This window comes from Rhodococcus sp. (in: high G+C Gram-positive bacteria) (assembly GCF_049286785.1).
Lineage (GTDB): Bacteria > Actinomycetota > Actinomycetes > Mycobacteriales > Mycobacteriaceae > Rhodococcus_F.
On the sequence record NZ_JBAQEO010000445.1, the window covers coordinates 1 to 14,992 of the forward strand.

Here is a 14,992-nt window from a genome sequence, read left to right on the forward strand (position 1 = left end):
GCCCCGGACGGCCCGCGATCTCCCGGACACCGAGCAGGACGCCGGGCGCGAAGGAGTTGCGGTCGATCGAATCGTGCCGGATGGTCAGCGTCTCCCCCTGCGTTCCGAGGATGACTTCCTGATGCGCGACGAGACCCGCGAGCCGTACCGAGTGGACACGCACACCGTCCACGTCCGCGCCGCGGGCACCGGCCAGTTCGGTGGTGGTGGCGTCGGGGCAGGGACCCACGCCGGCCTTGCTCCGGGCCGCCGAGATGAGTGCGGCGGTGCGGTAGGCCGTGCCCGACGGCGCGTCGGCCTTGTTCGGGTGGTGGAGTTCGATGACCTCGACGGAATCGAAGAACCGGGCTGCGGCCTCCGCGAACTTCATCGAGAGGACCGCGCCGATGGCGAAGTTCGGGGCGATCAGCACACCGACGGAGGGCTGTTCCGCCAGCCACGACCGCACCGTGTCGAGGCGCGCGTCGTCGAATCCCGTGGTGCCGACGACGGCGTGGATACCGTTCGCGACAAGGAACTTCACGTTGTCCATCACCACGTCGGGATGGGTGAAGTCGACGACCACCTGAGTTCCGGATTCCAGAAACTTCTCGCGAGGGTCGCCGCGGTCCACCTCGGCGACGAGTTCGAGGTCCGCGGCCCGGTCGACCGCCTCACAGATCGCGCGTCCGACCTTGCCCTCTGCCCCGAGAACTCCGACCCTGATGGGTGTTGCTGCGCTCACTTCTCCACGCTCCGTCCAGTCACATCGATTCGCACGAAAGCCTACGCAATCGCGTGACGCGGGCCGGTGCGGAGTCGTCGCCCGGCCACAGATGCACACCGATCAGTCGGATTCTCACGCAATGACGCCTACATTCGGCCGATGTCGTTGCGGGCGGTGTGCCTCCGGCCGAACCCGACTAATCGAAGATGATCACCTGGCGGATGGCCCGGCCGTCGGCCAGCTCGTCCATTCCGCGGTTGATGTCCTCCAGAGTGATACGCGACGAGATGAGTTTCTCCACCGGCAGTTTTCCGGAACGCCACAGATTCTCGTAGACGGGAATGTCGCGGGACGGGACAGCGGAGCCCAGGTAGCTGCCGATGATGGTGCGCGCCTCGGCCACGAGCTGCAGCGGCGAGATCGACGAACGCGCATCAGGGGACGGAAGACCCACGGTGATCGTCTTACCGCCGGGAGCGGTTGCCCGGACTGCGGTTTCGAAGGCTCGCGCGTTTCCGGCAGCCTCTATCACAACGGGAGCCCTCACGCAGGCTTCCTCGAGTTCGGCGGGCGTGTACACGGCGGTGGCCCCGAGTTCACGTGCCGTCCGCAGTTTCCCGGGAACAGCGTCGACCCCGATCACGTCGCCGCGACCGAGTGAGACAGCGGTCAGGACCGCGGCCATCCCCACCCCGCCGAGACCGACCACCATGACGGCGTCACCCGGCTGCGGATCGCCCGCGTTGAGAACCGCCCCGCCGCCGGTGAGGACGGCACATCCGAGGACCGCGGCGACCTCTGGTGGCACGTCGTCGCCGACGGGGACCACCGAACGCCGGTTGACCACGGCGTGTGTGGCGAACCCCGACACCCCGAGGTGATGTCGAACCGTCTCTCCGCCGCGCCTCAGTCGTTCGGCACCGCCGAGCAGTGTTCCCTCGTTGTTGGACCGGGTACCGGCGATACAGGGCATCCGGCCGTCGGTAGCGCATCCCGCGCATTCGCCGCACCGGGGCAGAAAGGTCATCACCACCCGCTGTCCCACCGCGACGTCGTCGACACCCGGGCCCAGGTGTTCGATCCGGCCTGCGGCTTCGTGGCCGAGCAGCATCGGAACGGGCCGCACGCGGCTGCCGTCGACGACCGAGAGATCAGAGTGGCACAGGCCGGCCGCCTCTATCCGTACCAGGATCTCACCCGGGCCGGTCTCGCCCAGGTCGAGTTCTGATATCGCGAGGGGTGTCGACTCGGCGTACGGCCGGGGCCGGCCGATCTCCTCGAGTACCGCGCCGCGAATCTTCATCCCGGTCCTTCCCATTGGCAGGCGATTCCATTGGCAGGCGATCACATTTGGCAGGCGGTGCTCGCTAGCCGACGATTCCTCGTACGGACGCCGGCAGGTCCCGCTTGCGCCGGTAGGGCCCGACGACGGCAGCGGCGAACGGACGTTGCAGCAGCACCCGCGCGACGTCGCGTACCTGATCCGTGGTGACGGCATCGATCTTGGCCAGCGTCTCGGAAATACTGTGGTGGGTGCCGTAGTTCAGTTCACTGCGGCCGATACGGTGCATCCGCGATCCCGAATCCTCCAGTCCCAGCACCAGATTGCCGCGCAACGATCCTTTCGCGCGGGCGCATTCGGCATCGGTGATGCCCTCTGCGGCGACGTTCGCAAGCACCTCACGGATGACGGTGGCCACCTCGGCGAGATTCTCGGGCTGGCACCCGGCATAGACGGAGAACGCGCCGGTGTCCGCGAACGTGTCCACGCCCGAGTACACCGAGTAGGCGAGCCCACGGATCTCGCGCACTTCCTGGAAGAGCCTCGAGCTGAGACCGCCGCCCACGGCTGCGTTGAGTACCGAGAGCGGCCAGCGATGTGCTTCGTGCCGGCCGAATGAGCGCACGCCGAGCGAGAGGTGGACCTGTTCACTGTCTCTCTCGGTCAGACTGAGTGCGGGGGCGTGACGCAGGCGCAGTGTGCCGTCGCGTACCGGCGTGGGTTCTGTGCCGGCCTCGAGGTGCCCGGCGAACGCACGCCGGACAAGTTCGACGGTCGGTTCGTGTTCGACATTGCCGGCCACCGCCACCACCATGCGGTGGGGCGTGTACCGGCGTACGTGGAACGAGTGCAGTTGGGCGCGCGTCATCGACTCGATCGAGTCGAGGCTGCCGATCACCGGCCTGCCCACGGGATGATCCCCGTACAGCGCGGTGAGAAACGCGTCTCCGAGCAGATCCTCGGGATCGTCGTCGCGCATCGCAAGCTCTTCGAGGACCACCTGCCGTTCCACGTCGACGTCCGACAACCGGCAGCGGCCGCGCAGAACCACGTCGCTCACCAGGTCGACGGCGAGCGGAAGATCCTCGTCGATGATGTGTGCGTAGAAACAGGTGTGCTCTTTCGACGTGAACGCATTGAGTTCTCCTCCCACACCGTCCATCGCCTGAGCTATGTCCAGGGCGCTGCGCGTCGGCGTGGCCTTGAACAGGAGGTGTTCGAGAAAATGCGCGGCACCGGCGACGCTCGGCTTCTCATCGCGGGAACCGACACCGACCCAGACTCCGACGGATGCGGACCGGACACCGGGAACGTATTCGGTGACCACCCGAAGTCCCCCGGGGAGCACGGTGCGCCGGACGCCGATTTCCGGTTGGCGCAGGGCGGGCGGTGGAGTCAGTGCCGCAGTGCGGCAGCGATCGATCTTGGCCATGTATTGGTTCAGCAGTCCTCGAAAGCTGGGCGTCCTCGAACGCCAAACTTTACACGCGGCGCCGGATCACGAGTCACCAGCCTCGACGATGCGGCTGCGAACCGACCAGCTCACCCCTGCGCGCCTCGTCGCGACTGCGATAGACGATGTACGGGCGGAACAGATATGCAATCGGCGCACTGAACGCGTGGACGAGGCGGGTGAACGGCCACAGCGCGAACAGTACGAGGGCGATCGCGACGTGGATGTGGAATGCCAGTGACGCCTCCGCCATCAGATCGCCGCGAGGTTGCAGGATCCAGATCGATCTGAACCACGGGGATACCGTCTCGCGGTAGTTGGTCTCCTCACCGACGATGCCGGCGCCGAGCAGCGTGGTGGCCAATCCCGCGATGATCGCGGCGAGCAGTACCGCGTACATCAGCTTGTCGTTCCACGTGGTGGCCATGAACACCGGCCCGCGGGTCCGGCGCCGGTACACCAGCAGCAACGCACCCGCCAGTGTGGCCACGCCTGCGATGGCGCCGAGCACCAACGCCTGGACGTGATAGGTGTGCTGGCTCATCCCGATCGCGTCGGTCCACGACTGCGGGATGACGAGTCCGATGACGTGGCCCACGATGACGACGAGGATTCCGAAATGGAACAGGGGGCTGCCGATTCGCAGCAACCGGTGCTCGTAGAGTTGTGACGACCGCGTGGTCCACCCGAATTTGTCGTAGCGGAACCGCCACCACGTGCCGATCAGAAAGATCGCCAAGGTCACGTAGGGAACGATGTCCCAGAACAATTCGCCCGCGGTCATCCTGATCTCCTCGGTGGAACGGTGAGTGTGAACGGCTCGAGTCCCACGGTTTCGGTGGGCGGGCCGGCGGCAGCCAGTGTGCGGGCACGCACTACGTCCTGATCGCCGGCGGCCGGGAGGGTGGCGCAGACCGCAGCGAGCGTGCCCGCGTACGGCGAACCTGCGCCGTCGAGCGCGGAGTGCAGCATGTCGAGAGTGGGCCGGTGCGCCGTCAGGAGCTCGGCACCGGCGGCCGCGTCGACGACGGCAGCGAATTCGAGCACCACGGTGAGATGGTCGGCCGACTCGTGCTTCGGTGGCTCGACTCCCGCCGACCGGTAGGTGTCTGCGAAGGCCAGGATCTCGCGGCCGCGGTTGCGGGTGTCGCCGGCGGTCCAGTAGGTGAGGTACATGGTGGTGCGGCGGCGGAGGTCGAAGGTCTCGACGTACCCGGCCGCCGCGGCATACAGGTCCGTCTCACGGAGAAAGCGGTAGGTGCCGCTCAGCGACGTCCGGGGGCCCGGTGGCAGAGCGGCGAGGATCTCTGCGGTGATTTCCAGTCGCCGGTCCTGTTCCTCGTCCGGATACGCCAGCAGCAAGCCTGCCGCATGCCATACCAGGCGGTCCTGCAACCGGTCCCGGCGGCGCCGGCCGAAGCGGGGGCTCACGGCCGGTCACCCCGTTCGGGGAACATCTCGCTCGGTGCGCCCTTGCCGTCCCAGTTCAACAGGTTCACCCGGGACGGATGACTGGCGTTCGCGGCCATCTCACCGGTGGTCTGCCGTTCCCGCAGCGCGTGGAACGTCTCGACTGCGACCGGCACCGGTCCGCCACTGGCCTCTCCGAAGGGTCCCGACTCGTGCATACCCGGTCCACCCTCGAAGTCCAGGGCGCACTCCGTGGCCGTTTCCTCGAGGCGGTGCCCGTCGGTGGCGTAGGCCGTCGGAATCACGTAGCGCTCATCGTATTTGGCCAACGCCAGCAGTCGGTACATCTGGTAGATCTCTTCTTCGGTCATGCCCACCGCTTCGGGGATATGAGCCTGCGGTTCGCGGCCGAGATTGATGTCCCTCATGTACGAGCGCATCGCGGCCAGCCTGCGCAGTACCCCGTCGACCACGGCCGTGTCACCTGCTGTGAACAGGCCCGCGAGGTATTCGACCGGGATGCGCAGCGCTTCGAGGGCACCGAAGAGGTTGCCGGCGTCCTCACCGTCGTGTCCGTCGCGGCTCACGGCATCCACCACCGGCGAGAGCGGCGGCACATACCAGACCATCGGCATCGTCCGGAATTCCGGATGCAGCGGCAGCGCCACCCGGAAGTCCTTGATCAAGGCGTACACCGGCGAATTCTGGGCGGCCTCTATCCACTCGTCCGAAATACCCTCGGCCCGAGCACCTTCCACCACCATGGGGTCTCTGGGGTCGAGCAACAGGTCGAGTTGCGCCTCGTACAGATCGGTGTCGTTCTCCACCGACGCCGCCGCCAGGACCTTGTCGACGTCATAGAGGAGCAGACCGATATACCGCAACCGGCCCACACACGTCTCCGCGCACACCGTGGGTAGACCCACCTCGACGCGCGGATAACAGAAGGTGCACTTCTCGGTCTTGCCGGTCTTGTGGTTGAAATACACCTTCTTGTATGGGCATCCGGACACGCACATCCGCCAGCCACGGCACTTGTCCTGATCCACCAGCACTATGCCGTCCTCGGACCTCTTGTACATCGCACCGGACGGACAGGACGCCACACACGACGGATTGAGGCAGTGCTCACAGATGCGCGGAAGGTAGAACATGAATGTTTCCTCGAGCTTCAGCTTGACGTCGGCGCTCACCTTCTTCAGCACCGGGTCGCCCGAGAGAATCTCGGGAGAGCCACCGAGGTCGTCGTCCCAATTGGCCGACCACTCGACCTTCATGGGTTTTCCGCTGATCAAGCTGCGCGGGGAGGCCACCGGCATGTGTTCGCCGAGAGGAGCATTGGTGAGGTTCTCGTAGTCGTAGGTCCACGGCTCGTAGTAGTCCTCGATGGACGGCATCTTCGGGTTGGAGAAGATCCGCGCCAATTTCGCCAGTCGTCCGCCGTCCCGCAGCCGCAATCGACCCTTCTTGTCACGCACCCATCCCCCACGCCACTCGTCCTGGTCTTCGTAGGTGCGCGGATAACCCTGCCCCGGACGGGTTTCGACGTTGTTGAACCACACGTACTCGGTGCCCGATCGGTTGGTCCACGCCTGCTTGCACGTCACCGAACAGGTGTGGCAACCGATGCACTTGTCGAGATTCATCACCATTGCGAGTTGAGCCATGACACGCATCAGTACGTCACCTCCTGCGAGCGACGCCGCACCACGGTGACTTCGTCGCGTTGGTTACCGGTGGGCCCCAGATAGTTGAAGGCAAACGCCGTCTGGGCGTATCCCCCGGCCAGATGGGAAGGCTTGACCAGGAGCCGGGTCAGAGAGTTGTGGATGCCACCCCTTTCACCGGTGGTCTCGGTGAGCGGCACATCGATGGTGCGCTCCTGGGCGTGATAGACGTAGACGACGCCGTCGGGCATGCGGTGCGAGACGATCGCGCGACACACCACGACACCGTTGCGGTTGACCGCCTCCACCCAGTCGTTGTCCTTCACTTCGATTTTCTCGGCGTCGGTGGGACTCATCCACATCGTGGGGCCACCGCGCGAGAGCGACAGCATGAACAGATTGTCCTGGTACTCGGAGTGGATCGACCATTTCGAGTGCGGAGTCAGATAGCGCACGGTCAATCCGATCCCGCCGTGCCGCTCACCGATAACGGATTCGCCGAACAACCGTGCCATGTCGAGCGGCGGACGGTAGATCGGCAACTGCTCCCCCAGTTCCTCGATCCAGTCGTGGTCGAGGAAGAAGTGCATCCGTCCGGTGAGGGTATGGAACGGCTTGGACTCCTCGATGTTCGAGGTGAACGGCGCATACCTCCGCCCACCGGTCTCGCTTCCCGACCATTCGGGGCTGGTGATGACGGGAACGGGCCGTGCCTGGGTGTCGGCGAAGGTGATCCGGCGCTCCTCGCTGCCGGCTGCCAGGTGCGACAGCGGCCTGCCGGTCCGCTTCTCCAGTTCCTGGAATCCCTGCACGGCCAGCCTGCCGTTCGAGGTCCCCGACAGCGCGAGGATGCTCTCCGCCATCTTCTCGGCGGTGTCGAGCGCCGGACGTCCGGCCGCCACGCCCGAATCGAACACTCCGTGCTTGGCCGCGAGTTCCTCGACCTCGCGGTCTGGGCGAGTGGTCACGCCCTTGGTGATGAGCCCCGCCTTCTCGACGAGGGGGCCGAGGGCCGCCCACTTCTCGGCGATGGCCGGATAGTCGCGCTCGACCACCACCAGCGGGCCCATCGTCCGTCCGGGCACCGGCGTCTCACCCCGTGCCCTCCAATCATGTTCGATCCCACCCGGATACGCCATCGCGCCAGGGGTGTCGTGCTGCAGCGTGCCCATCACCACGTCGCGACGGACGCCGAGATGCTTCGCGGCCAGCGCACTGAACACCCGCGCCACCGCACCGAACGCATCGAAATCCGAGCGGGTTTCCCACGGGGGATCGATCGCCGGGGAGAAGGCGTGGATGTAGGGATGCATGTCGGTGCTCGACAGGTCGAATTTCTCGTACCAGGTGGCGGCGGGGAGCACCACGTCCGACAGGAGAGTGGTGGACGTCATCCGGAAGTCGATCGACATCAGCATGTCGAGCTTGCCCTCGGGGACATCCTCCGTCCAGGTGACCTCGTGCGGGCGAAGATTCTCGGGCGCCGGCTCCGCCTGCAGATTCGAGGTGGTGCCCAGCAGATGTCGCAGAAAGTACTCGTTGCCCTTGCTGGACGAGCCCAGCAGATTCGCACGCCACACACTGAGCACGCGCGGCCAGTTCTTCGGATCGTCCGGATCGGTGACTGCGAGCTTCAACTCGCCGCTCGCCAGTTGCCCTGTGACGTGTTCCACCACGTCCCGACCGCGGGCCTCCGCCTCGTCGGCCAGATCGAGACTCGAGCGGTCGAACTGCGGATAGAACGGCGTCCAGCCCATCGCGACGGCCGAGGTCATCACATCCATCGTGTGCTTGTCCTTGAAGCGCCCCCGACCGGTGGGACTGGCAAGGGCATCGGCCCGGTACCCGTCGTACCGCCATTGATCGGTGTGGACGTACCAGTACGACGTGCCCGCCATCTGCCGCGGCGGCCGACTCCAGTCGGTTCCCATCGCGAGGGTCGACCAGCCGGTGACCGGACGGCACTTCTCCTGCCCGACATAGTGGGCCCATCCGCCACCGTTGCGGCCCATCGAACCGGTCAGGATCAGCAGGCTCAGCACCGCCCGGTAGGTGGCGTCCCCGTGGAACCACTGACAGATCCCGGCGCCCATGATGATCATCGAACGCCCCCCGGAATCGACGGCGTTGTTCGCGAACTCCCGTGCGATCCGGATGACCTGTGCCGCACTCACCCCGGTGATGGGCTCCTGCCACGCCGGGGTGTACGGCGCGGAGACGTCGTCGAAGTCCTCCGGCCACTCGCCAGGTAACCCCGGCCTCGCCACGCCGTACTGCGCGAGCATGAGGTCGAAGACGGTGCATACGCGACGGTCGCCGATCCGGCGGACGGGCACCCCGCGGACCATGGTTTCCCCGTGCCCGGCCGGCGTGTTGAATCGCGGCAGGTGCACGGCCGCGGTCTCGCCCGTGCCCTCGTGGTCGGCGACGGTCAACGTGGGGACGAGGTCACCGAGATCCAGATTCCACTTCCCCACCCCTTCCTCGCCGTAACGGAACCCGAGCGAACCGTGCGGAACCACCACAACGCCCGTCACACCGTCGACCAGGACCGGTTTGAACGCAGCGTTCTCGGTCGACTCGCCCAGATCGGCGGCGGTCAGATTCTTTCCCGGGACCAGGCGCCCGTCTCGCTCCTCGAGCGTGACCAGAAACGGCAGGTCCGTGAATCGGCGCACATAGTCGACGAAGAACGGTTCCCGCTTCTGCACGAAGAACTCCGACAGGATCACCTGTCCCATCGCCATCGCCATCGCGCCGTCCGTGCCCGCGGCGCACGGCATCCATTCGTCGGCGAACTTCGTGTTGTCGGCGTAGTCGGGACTGACGGAGACCACCTTGGTGCCCCGGTAGCGCACCTCGGCCATCCAGTGCGCATCCGGCGTGCGGGTGACGGGCACGTTGGAACCCCACATCATCAGATACGACGCATCCCACCAGTCACCCGATTCCGGCACGTCGGTCTGGTCCCCGAACACCTGCGGCGACGCGACCGGCAGGTCCGCGTACCAGTCGTAGAACGACGTCATCACGCCGCCGAGCAATTCGATGAAGCGGGACCCGGCGGCGAACGAAACCATCGACATCGCCGGGATCGGTGAGAACCCGGCGACGCGGTCGGGTCCGTATTGCTCGATAGTGTGCACATGCGCCGCGGCGATCATCTCCGTGGCCTCGGCCCACGACACCCGCACGAGACCGCCCTTGCCGCGTGCCTGCTGGTACTTTCGTCGGCGCACCGGGTCCGCCTGGATGTCCGCCCACGCGTCCACCGGATCCGTGAGACGCTGCTTCGCCTCGCGATACATCTCGACGAGCAAGCCGCGCACGTACGGATAACGCACCCGCGTCGGCGAGTAGGTGTACCAGGAGAACGCCGCGCCGCGCGGGCATCCGCGCGGCTCGTACTCCGGACGATCGGGGCCGACGGACGGGTAGTCGGTCTCCTGCGTCTCCCACGTGATGATCCCGTCCTTGACGTAGATCTTCCATGAGCACGATCCGGTGCAGTTCACTCCGTGCGTGGAGCGGACCACCTTGTCGTGACTCCACCGGTCCCGGTAGAAGATGTCACCTTCGCGCCCACCCTGCCTGGTGACCGTGCGGAGGTCGTCCGAGAACACTCCCGGGGTGAAGAAGCGGCCGCCTCGTAGCAGCGCTTCCTCGAGGGACCCGCCCGTATGATCGGTGACCACGTCGTCGCTCTCCTTCAATTCGTGGGGCGCGGCGCGGAGGGCACAGGCTCGCGCGCCGCCAGCCGGAATGTGGTGTACATCAAGGCGACCACGGCGGTTGCCGTCAGCAGTACCAGGCCGATCGTGTAGTCGTTGTCGGCGTCGTCGTACGTCGCTCCCATCACCAGCGGCGGGAAGTACCCGCCGACTCCGCCGGCCGCGGCGACGATTCCGGTGACGCTTCCCACGCTGGCCGCCGGTGATCGCCGGGACACCCACGCGAACACCCCGCCCATGCCGATACCGAGGTACAGCGCCAGGGTGATGAAGGTGGCAGCCGACGCCACGTCGGGAGGCGGCTGGAAGGCGGCGACCACCGCCATCGCCGCGGTGCCTGCCAACGATGCCATCACCACGAATTCCGGGGGGATGCGGTCCGACAGGGCGCCGCCGATCGGCCGGGCGATCACCGCGGCGAGGGCGAAGCCCGCGGTCCGGGTCCCAGCGTCGACGGCGGAGAAATCATAAATAATCTTGATATAGGTGGGGAGGTAATTGCTGAACGCGACGAAACCACCGAAGACCACTGCGTACAGGAACGACATCTCCCAGGTGACCCGCAGGCGGGCCGCTGCCTTCAGCTTCGGCACCACCGGGTTGGTATTGGGAGTGAATGCGGGCGAATCCTTCATGACGGCGATACATACGAGCGCCGTCGCCCCGAGGGTGCAGGCCACGATGACGTGAGTCGGGAGCAAACCGAACCATCCGACCATGCGCGGTGTGAAGAACGCCGACAACGCGGTACCGACCATGCCGGCGCCGAACACGCCGGTGGCGAAGCCGCGCCGCGCGGGGTCGTACCAGTTGTTCGCGAACGGAATACCGACCGCGAAGACCGTCCCAGCGACGCCGAGGAAGAACCCGAACATGAGCAGGAGGACATACGAGTCGATCGATCCGGCGAACCCGACCGCGAGCACCGGCAGGATCGAGGCCAGTGAGACTGCGATGAACATCAGTCGGCCGCCGAACCGGTCGGTCAGCGCCCCCACGGCGATGCGGCCGAGTGAACCGACCAGAATCGGGGTGGCCACCAGCATCGACGCCTCGGCACTGCTGAGCGAGAGCGCTTCGGCATAGGTGGTCGACAGCGGCCCGATCATGTTCCAGGCCCAGAAGTTGATTGCGGAAACCCAGGTGGCCAGAGCCAGATTGAGTGTCCGGACCGAACCGATGACTTCAGGATGTCCTGATCTCACCCGCCCATGAAACCTCAGACACCGCAATCTCGAGGTACTTCGAAGCAAAGAGCGAGGAAATAGATGCGGTACCTCAGGGGCGGATTCCGGTGGCGCCGGAACGGAGGTCGGTCGCCGCGATCACCGCGATGCGTTCGGTTCGCTGCCCGCGACGAATCAGCGCCCGTTCCTCGAGCATGCCGGCACGGGCACTGAGAGCCGGCCCGAAGGGCACGTCCTCCCAGGCCACGATGTCGACCCGCAGACCGTGCTCCTCGAGCATCGTCCGCGTCTTCTCGACACCGTTCAACGTGGACTGGACCAGCAGGAGCGTGCCGCCGGACGCGAGGAGGCCCGGAGCCTCCCAACAGATCCGATCGAGTACCGCCCGGCCGTCGCTCCCGGCCTCCCAGGCCCGGGCGATCACGCGACCGGGCACGCTGTCCTCGGCACCGGGTGTATACGGCGGGTTCGCCACCACCAGATCGAAACGCAGTGTCCGAACGGGTTCCACCAGGTCGCCTCGTACGACACGAACCGCGTGGCGGTTCAGCTTGGCGTTGAGCCAGGTGCTGATCGCGGCCCGGCGCGAGACGTCGACGGCGGTGACCCATCCGGCCCCGGCCGAGCACGCCGCGACACTCAATGCACCTGTGCCGCAACAGAGATCGAGCACCTTGCTGCCCGGCCCGAGATTGCGGGCCGCAAGGATCTCAGCGAGCAGCCAGGTATCTCGTTGGGGGCGATAGACCCCCGGTAAGCGAAACAACATGATCGGCTCCCTCCGACGCCGCTCGTTACCAGCGTCCGCACTGGCGGCGGTGATCCGCAACATGGGGTGAGGCAATTCACGTTGCGTTCAGGTCGGATCGTGTCACGGCCCTCCCGGGACGTGCCGTCGGGATCAGTGCGTAGCCAGACGCGGGTAGAGGTCGCGGAGCAGGGCCACCTCGGCACCGTGATGAATGACTTCCCGATTGATGTGCAGCACCAATGCCGCCATCGGGCGATCGCCGAAGTGCCCCTCGCTGGGGCCGCACGGGCGGGCGAGCCCCTCGGCCCCCAGTCTCTGCACTCCCCGCCGCCAGGCCGCGTACTGCTCGTCGAGCTGGGCAAGCGCCTCCGCGGCGGTTCCGGCGTAGTCGAAACTCTGGTAGTCGACGGGCGCGCCCCCGAAGTGGCCGGCGACGCGGGCACCGAGAACACCGACGATGATGTGACCGAGCCGCCATGCGATGGTGGTGACCGGCGGGGGCTCGGGCTCGGGAAAGGCGAAGTCGATGGTGAAGGCACCACTGCCGACCTGAACTGGCGCCTGCGAGCTGCCGCGCGGGCGCACACTCCAGCTGTCCGGGGCCGGTTCCCAGAAGTATTCCTGATCCGTCAGTCCCTGCAGCCGCGGACGCAACTGCTGCTCCCAGTGCCAGGTGAGCTGGCCGCTGAGCTCACTCGTCCAGTCCACGTCTCGTCACCTCCTCACTCGTGAGGTAGCTTTCCACTCGCTCGACCTTCTTGCGCAGCTGATCGGTGTGCCCCGGCCGGATATCCGCTTTCAGGACCAGACTGACGCGCGGAAACTGTTCCAGCAGAACGTCCGTGGCGCGCTTCACGACGGCCATCACCTCGTCCCACTCACCCTCGATGGTCGTGAACATCGAGGTGGTCTCGTTGGGCAGCCCCGATTGGCGCACCACTCGCACTGCCGCGGCAACCGCGCCACCGACGCTGTCCGATCCGCCGCCCATCGGGCTGACACTGAAGGCCACCAGCATGTGCTCTCCTCGAGTGGGATGGAGTGGAGACTATCGGAAAAGGCCGGCGGCCCCGCATGAAATCAGGCGGGGCCGTCGGCGTGGTGACTGTGGAGAAGGACTACTTCTCGGCAGCCGCCTCTTCGTTCTGCTCGGCCGGAGCCGCGCCCTCTTCCTCGACGGGGACCAGGGAAATCTTGCCACGGTTGTCGATATCGGCGATCTCGACGCGCAGCTTCGAGCCCACGCTCACGACGTCCTCGACCTTGGCGATGCGCTTTCCGCTGCCCAGCTTCGAGATGTGCACCAGCCCGTCGCGGCCCGGCAGGAGCGATACGAACGCACCGAAGGCTGTGGTCTTGACGACCGTGCCCAGGAAGCGCTCGCCGACCTTGGGGAGCTGCGGATTGGCGATGGCGTTGATCATGTCGATCGCGGCCTGCGCGGACGGTCCGTCCGTCGCTCCGACGAACACGGTGCCGTCATCCTCGATGGAGATGCTGGCGCCGGTCTGCTCGGTGATGGAGTTGATCATCTTGCCCTTGGGGCCGATGACCTCACCGATCTTGTCGACGGGAACCTTGATGGCCGTCACGCGAGGCGCGAACGGGCTCATCTCGTCCGGGGTGTCGATGGCCTCGGCCATGACCTCGAGGATCGTGGCGCGAGCGTCCTTCGCCTGCGACAACGCACCCGCAAGCACCTTGGACGGGATGCCGTCCAGCTTGGTGTCGAGCTGGAGGGCGGTGACGAAGTCCTTGGTTCCGGCGACCTTGAAGTCCATGTCGCCGAACGCGTCCTCGGCACCGAGGATGTCGGTGAGTGCCACGTAGCGGGTCTCACCGTCGACCTGGTCGGAAACCAGACCCATGGCGATACCGGCAACGGGAGCCTTCAGCGGCACACCGGCGTTGAGTAGCGCGAGGGTGGAAGCACACACGGAACCCATCGAGGTGGAGCCGTTGGAGCTGAGCGCCTCGGACACCTGACGGATGGCGTACGGGAACTCCTCGACGCTCGGCAGCACGGGCATGAGAGCCCGCTCGGCGAGCGCGCCGTGGCCGATCTCGCGACGCTTCGGCGAACCGACGCGGCCGGTCTCACCGGTGGAGTACGGCGGGAAGTTGTAGTGGTGCATGTACCGCTTGCTGGTTTCGGGGCCCAGCGAATCGATCTGCTGCGCCATCTTGACCATGTCCAGGGTGGTCACACCCAGGATCTGGGTTTCGCCGCGCTCGAACAGCGCGGAACCGTGAGCCCGGGGAACCACGGCGACCTCGGCCGACAGCGAACGGATGTCGGTGATACCGCGACCGTCGATGCGGAACTGGTCACGCAGGATCCGCTGGCGGACGAGCTTCTTGGTCAGCGAGCGGAATGCTGCGCCGATCTCCTTCTCGCGACCTTCGAAATTGGAAGCAACCTGCTCGAGCACCTCGACCTTGACCTCGTCGGTCTTGTCGTCGCGTTCCTGCTTGCCGGCGATGGTCAGCGCTGCTGCGAGCTTCTCCGACGCAGCGGCCTCGACGGCGCTGAACACGTCGTCCTGGTAGGCCGGGAAGACCTTGTAGTCGCCGGTGGGCTTGGCAGCCTTGGATGCGAGTTGCTGCTGAGCGGCGCAGAGACGAGCAATGAACGGCTTGGCTGCCTCGAGACCGTCGGCGACGATGGCCTCGGTGGGAGCTTGCGCGCCGCCGTCGATCAGAGCGATCACGTTATCGGTGGCCTCGGCCTCCACCATCATGATCGCGACATCGGCGTCGTCACCGGCTCCGGAGACGATGCGGCCGGCAACGACCATGTCGAAG

The 14,992-nt window shown here is 66.2% G+C and carries 12 protein-coding genes; all 12 read right to left on the minus strand.

Going from position 1 to position 14,992, the window contains the following annotated elements; translation table 11 throughout:
* Nucleotides 1–724, minus strand: a 724-nt coding sequence (gene dapB / locus WAW17_RS16160; RefSeq protein WP_422333961.1) for a 4-hydroxy-tetrahydrodipicolinate reductase, incomplete at its 3' end; no start/stop codon positions are given.
* A gap of 178 nt (nt 725–902) precedes the next feature.
* The gene (locus tag WAW17_RS16165; RefSeq protein ID WP_422333962.1) at nt 903–2,009 is read right to left on the minus strand and encodes an alcohol dehydrogenase catalytic domain-containing protein; all 1,107 of its coding nucleotides are present in this window, start codon (nt 2,007–2,009) and stop codon (nt 903–905) included.
* A gap of 64 nt (nt 2,010–2,073) precedes the next feature.
* Nucleotides 2,074–3,420, minus strand: a complete 1,347-nt coding sequence (locus WAW17_RS16170; RefSeq protein ID WP_422333963.1) for a M16 family metallopeptidase — start codon at nt 3,418–3,420, stop codon at nt 2,074–2,076.
* 73 nt (nt 3,421–3,493) lie between these two features.
* Entirely contained in the window at nt 3,494–4,225 is a 732-nt protein-coding gene (gene narI / locus WAW17_RS16175) for a respiratory nitrate reductase subunit gamma (RefSeq protein ID WP_422333964.1), read from the minus strand.
* Nucleotides 4,222–4,872 carry a nitrate reductase molybdenum cofactor assembly chaperone gene (gene narJ / locus WAW17_RS16180; RefSeq protein ID WP_422333965.1) on the minus strand — a complete coding sequence of 217 codons (651 nt, stop codon included), beginning with the start codon at nt 4,870–4,872 and terminating at the stop codon, nt 4,222–4,224. The genes narI and narJ overlap by 4 nt, the downstream gene beginning before the upstream one ends.
* Nucleotides 4,869–6,527 (minus strand): nitrate reductase subunit beta, encoded by a 1,659-nt coding sequence (narH, locus tag WAW17_RS16185; protein ID WP_422333966.1) that lies wholly within the window; start codon nt 6,525–6,527, stop codon nt 4,869–4,871. Before narH ends, narJ begins: the two co-directional genes overlap by 4 nt.
* Nucleotides 6,527–10,213 (minus strand): nitrate reductase subunit alpha, encoded by a 3,687-nt coding sequence (locus tag WAW17_RS16190; protein ID WP_422333967.1) that lies wholly within the window; start codon nt 10,211–10,213, stop codon nt 6,527–6,529. Before WAW17_RS16190 ends, narH begins: the two co-directional genes overlap by 1 nt.
* A 14-nt stretch (nt 10,214–10,227) precedes the next feature.
* Nucleotides 10,228–11,454 (minus strand): nitrate/nitrite transporter, encoded by a 1,227-nt coding sequence (locus WAW17_RS16195; protein WP_422333968.1) that lies wholly within the window; start codon nt 11,452–11,454, stop codon nt 10,228–10,230.
* A 73-nt stretch (nt 11,455–11,527) separates the two neighbouring features.
* A complete protein-coding gene (locus WAW17_RS16200; protein WP_422333969.1) occupies nt 11,528–12,205 on the minus strand; it encodes a HemK2/MTQ2 family protein methyltransferase in 678 nt (225 codons plus the stop codon).
* Nucleotides 12,206–12,337: 132 nt separating this feature from the next.
* Nucleotides 12,338–12,895, minus strand: coding sequence for a DinB family protein (locus WAW17_RS16205; RefSeq protein WP_422333970.1), 558 nt, complete (start codon nt 12,893–12,895; stop codon nt 12,338–12,340).
* The gene (locus WAW17_RS16210; protein ID WP_422333971.1) at nt 12,879–13,205 is read right to left on the minus strand and encodes an MTH1187 family thiamine-binding protein; all 327 of its coding nucleotides are present in this window, start codon (nt 13,203–13,205) and stop codon (nt 12,879–12,881) included. The genes WAW17_RS16205 and WAW17_RS16210 overlap by 17 nt, the downstream gene beginning before the upstream one ends.
* A 100-nt stretch (nt 13,206–13,305) precedes the next feature.
* Nucleotides 13,306–14,992: polyribonucleotide nucleotidyltransferase (locus WAW17_RS16215; protein ID WP_422333972.1), on the minus strand; the 1,687-nt coding region annotated here is incomplete at its 5' end.

Bases quoted from the DNA above. Each gene is read 5' to 3' on its own strand.
- WAW17_RS16165 (WP_422333962.1), bottom strand. From the start codon at position 2,009: ATGAAGATTCGCGGCGCGGTACTCGAGGAGATCGGCCGGCCCCGGCCG.
- WAW17_RS16170 (WP_422333963.1), bottom strand. From the start codon at position 3,420: ATGGCCAAGATCGATCGCTGCCGCACTGCGGCACTGACTCCACCGCCC.
- narI (WP_422333964.1), bottom strand. From the start codon at position 4,225: ATGACCGCGGGCGAATTGTTCTGGGACATCGTTCCCTACGTGACCTTG.
- narH (WP_422333966.1), bottom strand. From the start codon at position 6,527: ATGCGTGTCATGGCTCAACTCGCAATGGTGATGAATCTCGACAAGTGC.
- WAW17_RS16200 (WP_422333969.1), bottom strand. From the start codon at position 12,205: ATGTTGTTTCGCTTACCGGGGGTCTATCGCCCCCAACGAGATACCTGG.
- WAW17_RS16210 (WP_422333971.1), bottom strand. From the start codon at position 13,205: ATGCTGGTGGCCTTCAGTGTCAGCCCGATGGGCGGCGGATCGGACAGC.